This window comes from Streptomyces sp. Q2 (assembly GCF_056820935.1).
Map to the genome: position 1 here is coordinate 1 of NZ_JBXEJE010000051.1, position 18,425 is coordinate 18,425.

The window sequence follows — 18,425 nt, forward strand, 5'->3', positions numbered from 1 at the left end:
CTGGCCCGTTGCGGCCCGCGCCGCCGGTGCAACGCACGCCGCACGCCGCGGCCGTGGCGAAGCCCGGAACGTCGGGCCCCGCCGCCCCTGTCGCCGCCGCTCCGGCCGCGGTGACTCCGCAGATCCAGCTGATCCCGGCCTCCGCCGAGGGTGCGCTCGACGCTGCCGAGGAAGCTGTCGACCTGCTGCTCGACTCGGGTCGCGCTCCCGGTGACGTGCTGGTGATCACCACCGGCGAACAGCACCCGTGGGCCGTCCACGAACTGTCCTTCGGTGAAGCCTCCTACTGGGCGCAGCACGACGCGGCCGACGACGTCTTCTACACAGACGCCGCCGTGGCTTCTCGCGCCGCATCGCGCCCCGTGGTCGTGGTCGCCGTCAACGGCGGTCCCGGCTCGGCAGCCGCCGACGCCCTGCCGCTCGCTCACGCGCGGGCCGGTGCCCTGTTGATCGTCTGCGGTGACCCGCAGCAGATCAACTCGGTTCTGGGCACCGACGTCTGAGCCGCATCCGGTACCCCCGGCGGGGCGCCGGGGGTGATGGAGGTGCCGCCCCGGCGGCACCTGCGCGGTGTGCTGCTTTGTCGTGCCGGTAACCGTATGGCAGCGCTGTGCCTTGCCTTACCCGGTGCACTTCGGGGCGCACGTATGCCGTTGCTGTCAGCCACGCGGTCGGCGCTGTTCGCCGTGCCGGTGCTTTGTGCCGTGGCACGGGCTCGGCGGCGTGCGGCGTGTGCCCACGAGACCGCACGCGTACGGCATGCAGGCGGCCGGCGTGCGGGTGCTGGGCCGGTGTCAGCGGGCCGCAGCGCGGCGCAGTACTTCCGAGACGGCGCCGCCCGTGCGCGGCAGCGGGGGCGGCGCCTCGGACGTGGCGAATGGCTCCGGTGCCGAGTCCGCGTTCGGGCGACGCCCGCCTCGACCCTCGCCGAGGACCTGCCAGCCGTCCCGGGTCAGCGTGATGTACGCCCCGCATCGCAGCCCGTGCAGGGTGCAGGCGTCACGCAGTCCCCACATCCACGCGCCGTCCTCCTCGGTCCAACGCGCGTCCCCCTCACGGCAGTAGAGCAACACGGCGGTGCGCACCGGTGTGCGGCGCCGCAGGTCGTGCGGGATCACCCGGCGCAGCTGGGACAGCAGCACGTTGCGGGACATCCAGCCGTCAGCCGGTGCCGGACGGCGGGTGAACGAGGCGCTCGCGCGAAGCCGCTCGTCGGCATCGAGGACCGCCACGATCGCGGTCGTCGGCTTGGGCAGATGCCGGGTGTGCAGCCCGCTGACGACCTCGCGGGGATTGCGCAGCAGAGGAATCCCGGCAGCGGCCCACTCCGAGGGTTCGAGCATGCGGGCCAGAGGATTGGCGGATGCGGCGGACAGGTCAGCAGGCGACGACGTCGACGCCGCTGAGGACGGAGCGAATCCGAAGGTCACGGTCCTCCCTTCGGCTACGCGCCCACACTGCGGGCGGGGTCGGATTCGGGGGAGCGCGCACCGCAGCAGAGCCCTACCTGGTCACGGACGAGCCGTGCGGGGAGCGGAGTTCAATTCTTCCTGTCGAACTTGGTTGCGGCAACGAGCAATTGGGCCTACCGACCCTTTTCGAGAGGTTAGCGTCTTATATCCCTACCCGGTGTTCCGGGAGGCGACGCACGGGACGTTCGAGCACGACACGTCCGTACGCCGCCGCAACGGTCTCCGATGTCTGACGCGTGCTCAGCCGCGAACCGCCAGGACCAGTGGCAAGACCGCCTGTGCACCCGACCGCAGGAGCAGGCGGGCGCCGACCGCGAGGGTCCAGCCGCTTTCGGTCACGTCGTCCACAAGCAACACGGGTCCGTTCGCGGCATCAAGTGCCTCGCGCAACGGCGGAGGGACGACGAGTGCCCCCTCGAGGGCGCGCAGGCGTTGGGCACTGTTGGAGCGGGGCAGGGACAGGTCGGCCGTGTGGTCCGTGTATGCCAGGGACCCCAGGAGGGGCAGGCGGCCGACCTCGGAGATTCTGTCGCCGAGAGACTGGACCAGCTGCGGCTTCGTGCGCGAGGGCATGGTGACCACGCCGACGGGACGGGGCGGCGCGTCCGGCTTGCCCGACGCCCAGCCGTCCGGTGCCTTGGCCCAGTCGGCCAGTACCGTCACGACGGCCTTCATCACGTCGTCGGGAGCGGGGGCGTCCGGAGTGTGGGGCGCGAGCAGGGGGCGGAGCCGGTTGCCCCAGCCGATGTCGGAGAGGCGGCCCAAAGCCCGGCCCGGGGTGGCTTGTTCACCGGGCGGGATACGGCCCTTGAGGTTGACGCCGATGGCAGGGAGCCCGGTCGGCCACATTTTGCGGGGGTCCACCACGACACCGGCGCGCGTGAGGGAGCCGCCCGCGGTGTCCAGGGCGCTCGAGGAGACCTCGACCGTGAAACGGGGACCGGCGCAGTTGTCGCAGCGACCACAGGGGGCCGCCTCCTCGTCGTCCAGCTGCTGCCTCAGGAACTCCATGCGGCAGCCGCTCGTGGTGGCGTAGTCGCGCATGGCCTGTTGCTCGGTGCCGCGTTGCTTGGCAACCCAGGCGTACCGCTCGGTGTCGTACGACCAAGGCCTGCCGGTGGCGATCCAGCCGCCCTTGACGCGGTGGACGGCGCCGTCCACGTCGAGGACCTTGAGCATGGTCTCCAGGCGGGTGCGGTTCAGTTCCACGAGCGGTTCGAGCGCGGGCAGGGACAAGGGCCGGTCCGCCTGCGCGAGGGCGTCGAGGGTGCGACGGACGGCTTCCTCGGGCGGAAAGGCGACGGAGGCGAAGTAGGCCCAGATCGCTTCGTCCTCCCGGCCCGGCAGAAGGAGCACCTCGGCGTGCTCCACGCCGCGCCCGGCACGGCCGACCTGCTGGTAGTACGCGATGGGGGAGGAGGGGGAACCGAGATGCACGACGAAGCCCAGGTCGGGCTTGTCGAACCCCATGCCGAGTGCGGACGTGGCCACGAGCGCCTTGACCTGGTTCGCGAGGAGGGCCTCCTCGGCCTGCTGCCGCTCGGCGTTCTCCGTCTTGCCCGTGTAGGAAGCGACCGTGTGACCGCACTGCCGCAGAAAGGCGGTGACCTCTTCGGCCGCGGCGACCGTGAGGGTGTAGATGATCCCGGAACCCGGCAGGTCGGCCAGGTGATCGGCGAGCCACGCCAGTCGGTGGGCCGCGTCGGGCAGCTGGAGCACGCCCAGACTGAGGCTCTCGCGGTCCAGTGGGCCGCGCAGCACCAACGCGTCCGAGCCCGTGCCCGTGCCCAGCTGTTCGGCCACGTCCGCGGTGACCCGTGCGTTGGCGGTGGCGGTGGTGGCGAGCACCGGAACGCCGGGCGGGAGGTCGGCCAGCATGGTGCGCAGCCGCCGGTAGTCGGGGCGGAAGTCGTGGCCCCAGTCGGAGATGCAGTGCGCCTCGTCGACGACCAGGAGCCCGGTGGCGGCGGCCAGTTCGGGCAGGACGTTGTCGCGGAAGTCCGGGTTGTTGAGCCGCTCCGGGCTCACCAGCAGCACGTCGACCGTGCCCGCGGTGACCTCTTCCTGGACGGTCTGCCACTCCTCCGTGTTGGAGGAGTTGATGGTCCGCGCCTGGATGCCGGCACGGGCGGCGGCGCCGACCTGGTTGCGCATGAGCGCGAGCAGCGGGGAGACGATCACGGTGGGACCCGCACCGCGCTTGCGCAGCAGGGCGGTCGCCACGAAGTACACCGCGGACTTGCCCCAGCCCGTGCGCTGCACGACGAGGGCCCGGCGCTTGTCCGCCACCAGGGCTTCGATCGCCCGCCACTGGTCTTCGCGCAGGCGGGCCGACCCGGTGCCGTCCCCGACGAGTCGGGTGAGGACCGCATCGGCTGCCGCGCGCAATTCCGCGTTGCTCGTGTGCGTCATACGTCCCATACAACAGGACGGCGCTGACAGCGGTGCTCCGGGCCGGGGCGAGCCGGCAGGCGCATTCGCAGGTCCAACCAGACATGCGAAGCGAGAATGACGTGTCCCTGATCGGACTTATCCACAGGTGAAAGCGGAATGTGGTGATCCGCGAGATCGTCTGCGCATGACGAATCACAGCGAAACGACAGGATCCTCCGAGAACGGCGACATCGGTGGACGAGACGGATATGAGAGGCCCGAAGCCCGCGCCGCCGCCAACGGGCGCCTCCCGGCCGCGGCCGGAGAACACGTCGAGTGCGTGACGTACGACGCTCACGGAGGCGACCATCAGCTCACGCTGCGCACACCGGCCGAACTCGCCGACGCCCTGCCGTACCTGCTCGGCTACCGCCCCGAGGACAGCATCGTCCTGGTCGCCCTCAACGACCGGGGCGGCCGGGGCCGGTTCGGTGGACGCGCCCGGCTCGGCATTCCGTCGAGCGAGGACGACTGGGAGTCCGCGGCCCGGCAGCTGGCCCACGGTCTGATCACGGGCAGCGAGCGCAGGGGCGCCAAACCCGGGCAGATGGTGGCCTACCTGTGTCAGGAGCCCGCCAAGGGGGAGACCGGGCAGCAGGTCATGCGACGGCTGGCCCAGCTCGCAGGCTTTCTGCGCAGGGAGTGCGGCCGGCTCGACGTGCCCGTGATCGAGGCGCTGTGCATTTCCGACGGCCGCTTCTGGTCGTACTGCTGCCCGAGTGAGGGATGCTGTCCCCCCGCGGGGTTGCCGATGGGGCTGCCCGGCACGTCCGTGCTGGCTGCCGCGGCCACCTACGCCGGACTTCAGGTGCGCGGCACTCTGCGCGAGTTGCGGGCCAGGCTGCTGCCCTGGGAGACCGCCGCCGCGCTGGAGCAGGAGAGCGCCCTGGACGCCGCGAGCATGACGCAGGTCCCCAGGATGCTCGACGAGGCGAGCCGCGCGGACGTGGCCGAGGAGACGGTGGCTCTCGCCGAGCGGGTGATGATTCGGTTCGCCGAAGCGCCGCCCGTCTCCGGCACCCTCCTGGCTGATCTGCGTGACGACGAAATGCTCGGACACGACGAAGCGGCCACATTGATCCTCGGCCTTCAGGACCGCTCGACCCGCGACCGCGCGGCCGAGTGGATGGAGGGCCACGAAGCCGGCCCGGCCCTGCGTCTGTGGCGAGCCTTGGCCCGCCGTTGCGTCGGGTCTTACGGCGAGCATGCGGCGGCCCCGCTCACCCTCGTCGGCTGGGTCTCCTGGTCGGCCGGTGACGACATCGAGGCACGGGAAGCCATGGCCATGGCCCTGGGTGCCGATCCCGACTACCTCTTCGCCCGGCTCCTGCACCAGGCCTGCAACGAGGGCCTGGACCCGGAGTCCATCCGCCACTGTCTGCGAGCAGAACGCGAGGGGCGCAGGGCGCGGGCCCGTTCGAAGACTGAGGGGGACTGCGGCGAGACCGGAGCCGAGTCCCCGGAGCAGCGGGACATCGTGGCACCGGTGCAGGGAGACGTGCCACGGGCTGGTGGGGCCTCGACGCAGCAGGAGAGGAGCTCAGCGGAGGAAGCTCCCGTGCAGAACGGGTCGGGTACCGGCGGACCTGGTACGGCGGCCGCGCCCGCGGCAGCTTCCCGCCGCCGGCGGCGGACCCGGCCCGGCGGTGGCTCCGACGGCCGCTCTCCTTCCGCCGGTGCGGGAGGACGACCGGCGCGGATGGACGAGGACGAGCCGCACACCCGCACACGGCCCAGGGGCGCTACGCGTCCTGGTACTCCGGGCACCGGCGGTACACGTCCACGGCCCTCGGGGAAGGAGAACGCGCGCTCACGCTCCACCGGCCCGGACAACGCGCGTCGCCGCGGTTCCCGCCCCACAGCCGCGCAGCCGGGAGACGACGCCGCAGAGGGGGAGGTATGAACGACCGCAGGGGAGGCGTCGACCGACTTGGTGGCCTGGCATGTCGGCTGAGTGAGGGCGGCGCGCGGGTGTGGCACGTCCTCCGCCGCCGGGTGGCGGGCAACCCCGCCCAGGCCGGTCCCGGGCGCGAGCGGGCGGAGCGAGGCCGGGTGGGGCACGGAGGTGGTGGCGGGTTCCTGCTCGGCCGACGAGGGATCCACTGCCTTCGCCCTCGCCGCCATTCGGTCGGCTTCCCTCGCCGCGGGCGTGACCCCGAAGATGTCCGTCCCGTTCACCTGAGTGGCGGAACGCCTGAAGGAGTGCCGCCGTACCGCCCTTGTCCCCAGGAGCCCCGCACCCGGCGCCGACCACGACCCAGGCCCACAGAGCGCAGAGGAAGCCGCCCCATGCACCAGCCGACTCCGCCCTCCGCCACCGACGACAACTCCGTTCCCGGCGGTTCCTCGCCACTCTGGAGCAGAACCGCAAGCACACCGCCGCAGGTGCCGGGCCCGGACACGTCTGCATCCGAAGAGCAGGAGCGGCAGCGCTCAGGCGCGGATGCCGACCGGCATGCGTCTGTGTCCCTGACGCAGGACAGGCCCTGGCCGACCCCAGGAACGGGTTCACAAGGGTGGTCGTCTGCGCCTTCGGAGCAGAGCCCGCCCCCGCCGACAGCACAGCCACCACGCCCCGCTCCGCCGACAAACCAGCGGCGCTGGGCTCCACCCCCGACCGTCTCCCACCCGGATCGCTCGGCCGCGCCCACTCCACGGAACCACCCGCCATCGGCTCAGCCCTCGACCTCGCCCGCGAATCCAGCCGCGCCCCTGCCCCCTCGCCGGTCAGTCGGCCTTCCCCCGGCCCACGCCACCCTCATCTGCGTAGCGCTCCCGGGGCTGGCCATCTCCTCGGATCAGGGGCAGCTGACCGGCCACGGCCTGGAGGGGTTCTATCGTGCGGGCCGACGCTTGCTCTCCCGCTGCCAGCTTCGCGTCGCCGGACGAGAACCGTCCGCGGTCCAGGCCCGGACGACCGCGGCGGACCGCGCACGCTTCGTGGGGACAGTGGGCGCCTCCCCGGGCACCGGACCGGACCCGGACGTCGTGGTTGAGCGCACGCGTCACGCGGACGGCACCGAACGCATCACGCTCCACAGCGCGGCCCTCCGCCCGCTTCGTCTGCCGGTGGAGGTGGCCCTCGGCACGGACCTGGCCGACCTGGGCGCGATCGCGTCGGGACGGGCGGGACCCGAGCTGCCCGCCAGCGTCCACGACTCAGGCCTGCGCTGGTCCTGCGCCGGCGCGAGCGCATCGGTCACGGCCGATCCGCCGCCCGCCGACGCCCTGGCCTCAGCAGGACTGCTGCGCTGGGAGTTCCACCTGCCCCCAGGCGGCACGGCGAGCGTGGAACTGCGGGTACGACCCGACGGCGCGGGACCCGTCAGGGCCGTGGGGCGTGCGGCGACGAGCCCCCTGGCCACCGCACGGGCGACAGGCGACCACCCCGGAGTGCGGGCCCTGCTGCACACCGCCATCGAGGACCTCCAAGCCCTCCTGCTGCGCGACCCGGCACACCCCACCGACACACACCTGGCGGCAGGAGCGCCCTGGCGCTGCGGGATGGCACCGGCCGAGGCACTCGCCGCGGCCCGGATGACGCTGCCGCTCGGCACCAGGCTCGCGGCCGGCACCTTGCGCACCCTGGCGCGTACCCAACTCCAGGCCGCCGCCGGACCGCGGTCCGGCATGATCCCGGGACCGAAGCGGGACGCAGGGGTGCATCTGCCGCCAGGCTGCACGGGCACGGAGGCCACTCTGCTCTTCCCAGCCCTCCTCGCGGAGGCCAGAAGCTGGGGGCTCCCTGAGCCGGAGACTCAGGAGCTGCTGCCGGCGGCCGAGCGGTGCCTGACCTGGCTGCGGGCGACAGTGGGCGACGGGACGTATCTGTGCGACCCGCAGCCCGGCGGCCCTGCCCGCTGCGAGACACAGGCCCACGCCCATCGCGCGGCAGTGCTCGGTGCCGAGTTGCTCGACTCCTGCGGCAGGCCGGGCGGGACCGATCTGCGCCAGTGGGCCCGGGAACTGCGGACCGCGTTCCGCCGGGACTTCTGGCTCGACGACCGTGGCGGCGGCCGGCCGGCGACCGCCCGTGCCCCGGACGGGCGTCTCGTTCCGCAGCTCGGCGCCACGGCCGCCCATCTGCTCGACACCGGCCTGCTGGGTGGAGGCGAGCAGGCACCCGGGCTGCTCGACCGGGTGCAGACCGAACAGCTCGCCAGGCTGTTCGGGAGCCCGGCCATGGACTCCGGCTGGGGCCTGCGCGGACTCGGGGCGAAGGAGGTGGGATACAACCCCTTCGGCCATCGCGCCGGTGCCGTAAGGGTGCACGAGACGGCCGTCGCCGTCGCCGGTCTGGCCGCGGCGGGCTACGAGAAGGAGGCCGGTTCGCTGTTGCGGGGCGTACTGGCGGCGGCCGAGGCATTCGGCCACCGGCTTCCCGAGATGTACGCGGGGGAGCAGCGCACGGACGGAGGCGCGCCACTTCCCCATCCGGCGGCCTGCCGCCCGTCGGCGACCGCATCGGCCGCCGGAGTCCTCCTGCTGACCACCCTCGCCGGGATCCGCCCCGACGCACCGGCCGGGACGATCACGCTGCGTCCGATGCGCAGCGTGCCCCTCGGGGAGATCAGCCTGACCGGGCTGCGGGTCGCGGGCGCCCCCTTCTCCGTGCGGGTCAGCCGACTCGGCCTCGCCATGGTCGAGGAGGCGGCCGACGGCCTCCAACTCGGGACTTGACCTCGTACGACACGGCAGGTGACGACGACAGGGAGCACAGCCTGGACGCCCACGGACCGAAGCGGACCAGCCGCCGGTGCGGCCGACGAAGGGAGTGTTTATCGTCAAGCAGACGACTATGATCGCCGCATGCCCTACGACCCGTCAGCCTTTCCGCCCTTCGCCGTCACCGTGGACCTGGTCGTGCTGACCGTGCGCCGCCATGCCCTGTGCGCGATGACGGTGCGCAGGGGGGAGCCGCCGTTCCAGGGGCGCTGGGCGCTTCCCGGCGGCTTCGTACGGGCCGACGAGGATCTGGCACAGGCCGCGGCGCGCGAGCTGGCGGAGGAGACCGGACTGAGCGCGCACGACCCGGCCGTTCCCGTCCAGGACAACGGCGCACACCTGGAACAACTCGCGACCTACGGCGATCCCAAACGCGATCCCCGGATGCGCGTGGTCAGCGTCGCCCACCTCGCCCTCGCCCCCGATCTCCCCGCTCCGCGCGCGGGCGGCGACGCGAGCAACGCCCGCTGGGCGCCCGTCGAGGAACTGCTGCAGCAGGGCGGTTACGGCCGTGACGGCGACCCCGTCGCGCCGCTCGCCTTCGACCATGCCCAGATTCTGGCGGACGGCGTGGAGCGAGCCCGCTCCAAGATCGAGTACTCGTCCCTTGCCACCGCCTTCTGCCCGCCCGAATTCACCGTCGGCGAGCTGCGCCGCGTGTACGAGGCGGTGTGGGGCGTCGCGCTCGACCCGCGCAACTTCCACCGCAAGGTGACGGGCACGCCGGGCTTCCTCGTGCCCACCGGCGGTACGACCACCCGCCAGGGCGGCCGCCCCGCTCAGCTCTTCCGCGCCGGCGGGGCCACACTCCTCAACCCGCCGATGCTGCGCCCAGAGGTGTGACACCGCGGAGCGGGGCCTGAACGGCCGACCGGCCCTGACGGGACGGCGATGTGGCCTCTGTTCCGCCGGACAGCGGTCCGATCGGGGCGGCCGACAGACCGACGGCCCGCTGCGCAGCGGGCCTTGCGGTACCCGGAAAAACGGACATAGCGCGCTATCTTGCTACGGGTGATCCAGGCCTTCGGACTGACCAGCAACTCCCGCAAGGATCTTCCGCCCGCAGTCGACGACGTCTCCTTCGAAGCGCGCGCAGGCCGTGTCACTGCGCTCCTCGGAGCGGCGGGCGCGGGCAAGACGACGGCGCTCAGGCTGATGCTCGAACTCCAACAGGGCCGCGGCGTCACCTACTTCAGAGGTCGTCCCCTGCACCGCATCGCGCACCCCTCGCGCGAAGTCGGCGTGCTGATGGGTGACGTGCCGGGCCATCCCGCCCGCAGCGTGCGCGGTCACCTGCGCATGCTGTGCGCCGCGGCGGGCGTCCCGGTCCGGCGTGCCGACGAAGTCCTCGAGGTGGTCGGTCTCGTCAGCCTGCGGGACGAACGGCTCAGCACTCTTTCGCGTGGCATGGACCGTCGTCTCGGCCTGGCCTGCGCCCTGCTCCCCGACCCGCACACCCTCCTGCTGGACAACCCCGCCGACGGCCTCTCCGCCCGCGAGAACCAGTGGCTGTACGGCATGCTGCGGGCGCACGTCACGCAGGGCGGGACGGTTCTGTTCACCACGGCCGATCCCAAGGAGGCGGCGCGCGCCGCCGACCAGGTGGTCACGCTCGACGGGGGCAGACTCGTCGCCGACCAGGACGCGGCGGACTTCGCCCGCACCCGGCTGCGCCCCCGGGTCGCCGTCCGCAGCCCCCACGCCGCCCGCCTCGCCTCCCTGCTCAGCAAGGAGGCCCGCACCGCCCAGCGCTCCGTAGAAGTCGTACGGGAGGGCGGCAACCGTCTGTCCGTGTACGGCAGTACGTGTGCCGAGGTGGGGGAGACCGCCTTCCGGCACGGCGTCCTGGTACACCAACTCGCCCACGAGATCGGTGACATGGGCCCGGGTGCGCTGCCTGCCCACTCGGTGGAGAGATGCGTACTCGACGGGACACCGTCAGAGGGTGCTGAGGGGGGATCCGGCCCATCCCAGGCGTCCGGTCCATCGGGAACACCCACTACGAGCGACGGAGAAGGACCTCCCCCAGTCGCGACTCGCCCCGTCGACGCCGTCACAACCGGCGCCCCCCTGTCCCCCCTACCGCCTCCGATCTCCGTCCGACCCGCGCCCAGCCCTATGCGGCCACTGCGCTACGAACTGCGCCGCGCCGCCGGGGTCGGTACGGGGTTCCTCACAGGCGCCGGTGTCCTCGTCACCTCCGCTCTCACCGCTGTACTCCTGGCACGTATCGGACACACCCCGCAGCCGCGTCTGCTGGCCGCGTGGCCGCGGGAACTGCCGCTGCCGCCCGCGGCACTCGGCGCGGGGCTGCTCGGGGCGCTCGCCTTCGGTGACGAGTTCCGCCACCCCGCCCTGGCGGCGGACCGCGGCACGGTGCCCCGCCGTCTGGGGCTGCTCGCCGCGAAACTCGTGGTCGCCGCGGTCACCGCGCTGCTGCTGGCCCTGCTCACGGTGGGCTGCGACGCAGAAGTGCTCTACCTCGTCTACGGACGGGAGCTCACCGAGGTTCCAGCCGACTGGTTGTCACTGGGCGTCAGTTGGATCGGGTTCGTGGTCGGGTGCGCCTGGGCCGGTGTGCTGGCCGCGGGAGTCTTCCGGTCCACCACGGCCGGGCTCGCCGCGGTGGTCGCCGTTCCGGTTCTCGGTGTACCGCTCGTACACAAGGCCTTGGAGGGGGCGTCCGTGCGGGCGGCGGCCGGATTCTCCACGCGGCTGCGCGAGGTGTTTATGTCGCAATGGCCCTTCGGTGGAGAGCGCTATCTGTCGGCGGCTGTGCGCGTGCTCGTCCAACCGGTCGGTGGGGCGCTGGCATTGTCGGTGACCGCTCTGCTCTGCGCATATCTGCTCACGACCCTGCGTAGCAGGGTCCGATGACGACCGTCCGCGCCGCATCGGTTCCCCCCTGCACACAACTCCCCGGGGTGCGCCCATTTCTTTCCGATAAGGCGTCAATTGCGACGGGGTGAGCGATCACCCTTTCGTGTGCTTTTCACCAAAGACCTCAAGGGAGTTGGAGACGACGCCGACAAAGGATCCGTGAGTACCCTTGCGCACACCATGATGACCGCCGCCCGCTCCGCAGACTCCGGTCTCGCCGGCCCGGGCGAACTCGACCGCTACCCCTACGCCGAGGCGTCGGGCCCCGACCGCGTCGGCATCCCCTCCTGGGACGGCGCGGACCCGGAGCTGGGCCGTATGAGCCGACGCGCCGCAGGCAACCGCGGGCGCGGGCTGCACGGCCAACTCGTTCAACAGCTTGGCCAGATGATCGTTTCCGGTGACCTGGGCGCCGACCGTCCGCTGGTCCCCGAGGAGATCGGCCAGCGATTCGAGGTCTCCCGCACCGTCGTCCGCGAGTCGCTCCGCGTCCTGGAGGCCAAGGGCCTGGTCAGCGCCCGCCCGAACGTGGGCACGCGCGTGCGCCCCGTCAGCGACTGGAACCTCCTGGATCCCGACATCATCGAGTGGCGTGCCTACGGGCCGCAGCGCGACGACCAGCGCCGCGAGCTGAGCGAGCTGCGCTGGACGATCGAGCCGCTCGCCGCCCGCCTCGCCGCCGGGCACGGGCGCGAGGACGTCCAGCAGCGGCTCGCCGACATGGTCGAGATCATGGGTCACGCCATGGGTCAGGGCGATGTGCTCACTTTCTCCCGCGCCGACGCCGAGTTCCACTCCCTGCTCATCCAGCTCGCGGGCAACCGCATGCTGGAGCACCTCTCCGGGATCGTGTCGGCCGCCCTTCAGGTCTCCGGTGGCCCGATTGCAGGCTGTGACCGGCCGACCGAGACCTCGCTGGCGCACCACGGCCGGATCGCCGGCGCCCTCGCCACCGGCGACGGCGCGGCAGCCGAGGCGGCCATGCGCCAACTTCTCACCGTCCACCCCGAGGTGGAGCGCGTGGTGCCCGCGCCGCGCGAGCACTGACCGCGCACCGCAGGCGGCGCGGTCGGCGATGCCCCCCTCCTCCTGTGGCATCGCCCGGCCGCCGAACCGTCTCCCGTCGGACCCCGCAGGATCCTCAGGGAATCCTGCGGGGTCCGACGGTGCGACGTGGCGGTGAGTGCGCCGGAACCCCCAGGCCGGGACTGCGACTGACCTCATCTGTACTTGTCTGACCGTTTATGAACGCTTACGGGGTGTGACTCGGGCCACGCAGATTGGGCGTAACGCTCGGGCGGACAGCGCGATGACCTAAGAGGTGACAGCCGCGGAGGGAATACGGACGCCGTTCAAGGCGCTGTGCATCTTCCCGGCCCCCGCCCGCGCCGTCGGCCCATCCCCAAGGCCGGTGGTCGGCTCCTGTCCATCATGGACGGGGCCGGAAGCCGTTTTCCAACGTTCCGAGAGGTTGTTCGTGTCGGCCAGCACATCCCGTACGCTCCCGCCGGAGATCGCCGAGTCCGTCTCTGTCATGGCGCTCATTGAGCGGGGAAAGGCTGAGGGGCAGATCGCCGGCGATGACGTGCGTCGGGCCTTCGAAGCTGACCAGATTCCGGCCACTCAGTGGAAGAACGTACTGCGCAGCCTCAACCAGATCCTCGAGGAAGAGGGTGTGACGCTGATGGTCAGTGCCGCGGAGCCCAAGCGCACCCGAAAGAGCGTCGCAGCGAAGAGTCCGGCCAAGCGCACCGCCACCAAGACGGTCGCGGCGAAGACGGTGACCGCCAAGAAGGCCACCGCCACCGCCACGCCGGCGGCACCCGTCGCCGAGCCCGCCGTCGAGGACGAGGCGGGCGTGAAGAAGGCCGCCGCCAAGAAGACGACGACCGCCAAGAAGGCGGCCGCGAAGAAGACCGTGGCCAAGAAGACGACGGCCAAGAAGACGACCGCCGGCAAGGATGACGCCGAGGTCGTCGAGGACGAGGTCGTCGAGGACGTCAAGCCCGGTGAAGAGGAAGAGGAGGGGGCCGAGAACAAGGGCTTCGTCCTCTCCGACGACGACGAGGACGACGCGCCGGCCCAGCAGGTCGCCGTGGCCGGTGCCACCGCCGACCCCGTCAAGGACTACCTCAAGCAGATCGGCAAGGTCCCGCTGCTCAACGCCGAGCAGGAGGTCGAGCTCGCCAAGCGCATCGAGGCCGGTCTGTTCGCCGAGGACAAGCTGGCCAACGCCGACAAGCTCGCCCCGAAGCTCAAGCGCGAACTCGAGATCATCGCCGAGGACGGCCGCCGCGCCAAGAACCACCTCCTGGAGGCCAACCTCCGCCTGGTGGTCTCCCTGGCCAAGCGCTACACCGGCCGCGGCATGCTCTTCCTGGACCTCATCCAGGAGGGCAACCTCGGTCTCATCCGCGCGGTCGAGAAGTTCGACTACACCAAGGGCTACAAGTTCTCCACGTATGCCACCTGGTGGATCCGTCAGGCGATCACCCGCGCGATGGCCGACCAGGCCCGCACCATCCGCATCCCGGTGCACATGGTCGAGGTCATCAACAAGCTCGCGCGCGTGCAGCGCCAGATGCTCCAGGACCTGGGCCGCGAGCCCACCCCGGAGGAGCTGGCCAAGGAACTCGACATGACCCCCGAGAAGGTCATCGAGGTCCAGAAGTACGGCCGTGAGCCCATCTCGCTGCACACCCCGCTGGGCGAGGACGGTGACAGCGAGTTCGGCGACCTCATCGAGGACTCCGAGGCCGTCGTCCCGGCCGACGCGGTCAGCTTCACGCTCCTGCAGGAGCAGCTGCACTCCGTCCTGGACACCCTGTCCGAGCGCGAGGCGGGCGTCGTCTCCATGCGCTTCGGTCTCACCGACGGTCAGCCGAAGACCCTCGACGAGATCGGCAAGGTGTACGGCGTCACGCGCGAGCGCATCCGTCAGATCGAGTCCAAGACCATGTCGAAGCTGCGCCACCCGTCGCGGTCCCAGGTGCTGCGCGACTACCTCGACTAGGCCCCGTCCGTACCACATCGAAGGCCCGGATCCCTGAGGGGAGCCGGGCCTTCGTGCTGCGGGTCGTGGTGCTCTGCGTGACTCTGGGTGTCCGATCACCACCCCGGAGTAAGGAGCAGGCATGCGGTCTCGCATTGCTCGGGCGCTGGCCCGGCCGCTGGTTCTGGCGGCCGCCGCGGCAGCCATACCACTGATGTCCACCGCCCCCGTGGCCGCCGACAGCATCGTCGTCGGCGGTTTCCCGGTCGACGTGTCCGAAAGCCCCTGGACGGTGGCGCTGTCCAGTCGTGACCGGTTCGGGGGTACGCGGGCGGGGCAGTTCTGCGGCGGTGTGGCGATCGGCCGGACCACTGTGCTCACCGCGGCCCACTGCCTGGGGGAGGACGTCCTCGGCGACCCGCCGGACCGCGTCCGCGACCTCAAGGTGATCGCGGGCCGTACGGACCTGCTCTCGGATCAGGGCCAGGAGATCCGGGTGCAGGACACCTGGGTGAATCCGGACTACGACGAAGGGAGCAACGCGGGGGATTTCGCTGTGCTCAGCCTCGCCGAGCCGCTGCCGCAGGGCTCGGGGCTGGGGATGGCGGCTGCCGGTGATCCGGCGTACCTACCGGGGACGGACGCCACGGTGTACGGCTGGGGAGATGTCACGGGTGCGGGGGGTTATGCGCGGAGCCTGCGGGCGGCACGCCTGCGCGTGCTGCCCGACGCGCTGTGTGAAAGGGCGTATCCGGGCAGCGCCGACGGTAGGTACCTCGCCGGCACCATGCTGTGCGCCGGGGAGGAGGAGGGAGGCCGGGACGCCTGTCAGGGAGACAGCGGAGGGCCGCTGGTCGCCCGGGGGAAGCTGATCGGGCTCGTGTCCTGGGGGAGCGGCTGCGGTCGCGCGGGCAGCCCTGGGGTCTACACGCGTGTGTCCGACGTAGTGCGGGCGCTGGCCCGGGGTGGCGGCTCGGACATGCCGCATGCGGGCGCCTGACGGCGGCTGAAGGGCTCGACGGGTACTAGCAAGGGCGGCTACCCCTGCAGAGCAGGAGCGGCCGCCCTTGGCCGGTCTGTGCCGGTGCTGGCTCGTCGTGGAACGCGAGTGTCAGCGCTCTTCTTCCGAGGCGGATGCAGGAACGGCCGTGAGCCGCTCCGTCTCGTCCTGTATCTCAGCGGCGATCTTCTTGAGTTCCGGCTCGAACTTGCGACCGTGGTGGGCGCAGAAGAGCAGTTCTCCGCCGCTGAGCAGGACGACGCGCACGTACGCCTGGGCTCCGCAGCGGTCGCAGCGGTCAGCGGCCGTCATCGGGCTCGCGGGGGTCAGAACAGTAGTCACGTCGCCTCTTCTCTAGCTCGACGAGCTGTCGTACCAGGGTCAACATCCAACCAGCCCGAAAACGTTCCCGCTCGGGGCTTTTCCTCGAAAAATCTCTCCGGGGCGGCTGTCTGCTGCCGGTTGGCGGCGAATGTGCCGTATTGCGTGTCTTCGATGCTTACGGGTTCGCGCTGTCGGTCGGGGGTCGGTCCTCCCGGCTGGGTTGCCGGTTGTTCATGAGGACGTGCCCGGAGCCTAAATGGTTCATGCCCCGAAGGGAACGTGATATGTACTTCACTCAATCGAGGGATCGAACATGCATACGACCGTGGACTAGGGTGAGTTTAGAAGAGGGTGGCGTTACATCGGCTCTACCAGGCCTCGGTACCCTCTGAGCGGCAACCCAAGCCGCGCCCTTACCCAGAAGGGCCCCACCTGAAATTCAGCGAGGAGCGAACCGCGTGACCGCCGAAACGTCCGTGCCATCCACAGCTCTGCTGGCAGGAGCAGACCGGGACGGTTCCAACTACACCGCGCGGCACCTGCTCGTCCTTGAGGGGCTCGAGGCAGTGCGCAAGCGCCCGGGCATGTATATCGGCTCCACCGATAGCCGTGGACTGATGCACTGCCTGTGGGAGATCATCGACAATGCCGTCGACGAGGCCCTAGGGGGGTACTGCGACCACATCGACGTGATCCTCCACGACGACGGCTCGGTGGAGGTCCGCGACAACGGCCGGGGCATCCCGGTCGACGTGGAGCCCAAGACCGGCCTCTCCGGTGTCGAGGTCGTCATGACCAAGCTGCACGCCGGCGGCAAGTTCGGCGGCGGCTCGTACGCCGCCTCCGGCGGTCTGCACGGCGTGGGCGCCTCCGTGGTGAACGCCCTGTCCGCGCGGCTGGACGTGGAGGTGGACCGCAGTGGCCACACCCACGCCATCAGCTTCCGGCGCGGCGTCCCCGGAGCCTTCGCCGCCATGGGCCCGGACGCCAAGTTCGAGACGGGTGGTCTGCGCAAGGGCAAGAAGATCCCCAGGAACCGCACCGGCACACGCGTGCGGTACTGGGCGGACCGCCAGATCTTCCTCAAAGACGCCAAGCTCTCCCTGGAGAACCTCCACCAGCGCGCACGTCAGACCGCGTTCCTGGTCCCCGGCCTGACCATCGTCGTCCGTGACGAGTACGGACTCGGCGAGGGCGGCAGCAAGGGCGAGGAGTCCTTCCGCTTCGACGGCGGTATCAGCGAGTTCTGCGAGTACCTGGCCACCGACAAGCCGGTCTGCGACGTCCTCCGCTTCTCCGGTCAGGGCACCTTCAAGGAGACCGTCCCGGTCCTGGACGACCACGGCCAGATGACGCCGACCGAAGTCACCCGTGAGCTCGGCGTGGACGTCGCGCTGCGCTGGGGGACCGGTTACGACACGAACCTGAAGTCGTTCGTCAACATCATCGCCACGCCCAAGGGCGGCACTCACATCGCGGGCTTCGAGCAGGCCGTCGTCAAGACGATGAACGAAGTGCTCCGCACCAAGAAGCTGCTGCGCGTGGCCGAGGACGACATCGTCAAGGACGACGCCCTCGAAGGACTCACCGCGGTCGTCACCGTCCGTCTCGCCGAACCTCAGTTCGAAGGGCAGACCAAGGAGGTCCTCGGCACCTCGGCGGCGCGTCGCATCGTGAACACCGTGATCACCAAGGAGCTCAAGGCATTCCTCACCTCCACGAAGCGGGACGCCGCGGCCCAGGCCCGTGTCGTCATGGAGAAGGCTGTCGCCGCCGCCCGCACGAGGATCGCCGCACGTCAGCACAAGGACGCACAGCGCCGGAAGACGGCTCTGGAGTCCTCCTCGCTGCCCGCCAAGCTCGCCGACTGCCGCAGCGACGACGTCGAGCGCAGCGAGCTGTTCATCGTTGAGGGAGACTCCGCACTCGGCACCGCCAAGCTCGCACGGAACTCCGAGTTCCAGGCGCTGCTGCCGATCCGCGGAAAGATCCTCAACGTCCAGAAGTCGTCCGTCACCGACATGCTCAAGAACGCCGAGTGCGGCGCGATCATCCAGGTCATAGGAGCGGGTTCGGGACGCACGTTCGACATCGACGCGGCCCGCTACGGCAAGATCATCATGATGACCGACGCCGATGTGGACGGCTCCCACATCCGGACCCTGCTGCTGACCCTGTTCCACCGCTATATGCGGCCCATGGTCGAGGCGGGTCGGGTGTTTGCCGCGGTGCCGCCGCTGCACCGCGTCGAGCTGATCCAGCCCAAGAAGGGCCAGGACAAATACGTCTACACGTATTCGGACCGTGAGCTGCGGGACAAGCTCCTGGAGTTCCAGAGCAAGGGGGTCCGGTACAAGGACTCCATCCAGCGGTACAAGGGCCTCGGTGAGATGGACGCCGACCAGCTGGCCGAGACGACCATGGACCCACGTCACCGCACCCTGCGTCGGATCAACCTCTCCGACCTGGACTCCGCCGAGCAGGTCTTCGACCTGCTGATGGGCAATGACGTGGCACCCCGCAAGGAGTTCATCTCCAGCTCGGCTGCGACGCTGGACCGGTCGCGCATCGACGCGTAGCCGCTGCGCTGGGCTCGGGC

Annotated in this window: 12 protein-coding genes; 9 read left to right on the plus strand and 3 right to left on the minus strand. The window is 70.8% G+C overall.

Features of this window, described 5'->3' with window-relative positions:
- Positions 1–26: 26 nt before the first annotated feature.
- Positions 27–503: a hypothetical protein gene (locus ACWBNA_RS40130; protein WP_482709548.1), complete on the plus strand. Its 477-nt coding sequence runs from the start codon at positions 27–29 to the stop codon at positions 501–503.
- Positions 504–794: 291 nt separating this feature from the next.
- Here the strand turns inward: ACWBNA_RS40130 and ACWBNA_RS40135 are convergent, their stop codons facing one another.
- Positions 795–1,430 (minus strand): hypothetical protein, encoded by a 636-nt coding sequence (locus ACWBNA_RS40135; protein WP_482709496.1) that lies wholly within the window; start codon positions 1,428–1,430, stop codon positions 795–797.
- 282 nt (positions 1,431–1,712) lie between these two features.
- Positions 1,713–3,884, minus strand: a complete 2,172-nt coding sequence (locus tag ACWBNA_RS40140) for a RecQ family ATP-dependent DNA helicase (protein ID WP_482709497.1) — start codon at positions 3,882–3,884, stop codon at positions 1,713–1,715.
- 166 nt (positions 3,885–4,050) lie between these two features.
- Here ACWBNA_RS40140 and ACWBNA_RS40145 point away from each other — a divergent pair, with 166 nt between their 5' ends.
- From ACWBNA_RS40145 to ACWBNA_RS40175, 7 genes are all read left to right on the plus strand, one after another.
- Positions 4,051–5,808 (plus strand): DUF4192 domain-containing protein, encoded by a 1,758-nt coding sequence (locus ACWBNA_RS40145; RefSeq protein WP_482709498.1) that lies wholly within the window; start codon positions 4,051–4,053, stop codon positions 5,806–5,808.
- A gap of 857 nt (positions 5,809–6,665) precedes the next feature.
- Complete coding sequence (locus ACWBNA_RS40150; protein ID WP_482709549.1) at positions 6,666–8,585, plus strand: glycogen debranching N-terminal domain-containing protein; 1,920 nt, start codon at positions 6,666–6,668, stop codon at positions 8,583–8,585.
- A gap of 129 nt (positions 8,586–8,714) precedes the next feature.
- Complete coding sequence (locus tag ACWBNA_RS40155) at positions 8,715–9,473, plus strand: NUDIX hydrolase (RefSeq protein WP_482709499.1); 759 nt, start codon at positions 8,715–8,717, stop codon at positions 9,471–9,473.
- Positions 9,474–9,641: 168 nt separating this feature from the next.
- Positions 9,642–11,507, plus strand: a complete 1,866-nt coding sequence (locus tag ACWBNA_RS40160) for an ABC transporter ATP-binding protein (RefSeq protein WP_482709500.1) — start codon at positions 9,642–9,644, stop codon at positions 11,505–11,507.
- 162 nt (positions 11,508–11,669) lie between these two features.
- Positions 11,670–12,557: a FadR/GntR family transcriptional regulator gene (locus tag ACWBNA_RS40165; RefSeq protein ID WP_482709501.1), complete on the plus strand. Its 888-nt coding sequence runs from the start codon at positions 11,670–11,672 to the stop codon at positions 12,555–12,557.
- A 430-nt stretch (positions 12,558–12,987) separates the two neighbouring features.
- Positions 12,988–14,523, plus strand: coding sequence for an RNA polymerase sigma factor (locus ACWBNA_RS40170; protein ID WP_482709502.1), 1,536 nt, complete (start codon positions 12,988–12,990; stop codon positions 14,521–14,523).
- Positions 14,524–14,644: 121 nt separating this feature from the next.
- The gene (locus ACWBNA_RS40175; protein ID WP_482709503.1) at positions 14,645–15,502 is read left to right on the plus strand and encodes a serine protease; all 858 of its coding nucleotides are present in this window, start codon (positions 14,645–14,647) and stop codon (positions 15,500–15,502) included.
- 111 nt (positions 15,503–15,613) lie between these two features.
- On the opposite strand, the gene ACWBNA_RS40180 is transcribed toward ACWBNA_RS40175, so the two are convergent.
- Positions 15,614–15,844, minus strand: coding sequence for a DUF7455 domain-containing protein (locus tag ACWBNA_RS40180; protein ID WP_388360222.1), 231 nt, complete (start codon positions 15,842–15,844; stop codon positions 15,614–15,616).
- Between the two features lie 440 nt (positions 15,845–16,284).
- On the opposite strand from ACWBNA_RS40180, the gene ACWBNA_RS40185 reads away from it, so the two are divergent.
- Positions 16,285–18,405, plus strand: a complete 2,121-nt coding sequence (locus ACWBNA_RS40185; protein ID WP_482709504.1) for a DNA gyrase/topoisomerase IV subunit B — start codon at positions 16,285–16,287, stop codon at positions 18,403–18,405.
- The last annotated feature ends 20 nt before the right edge of the window (positions 18,406–18,425 follow it).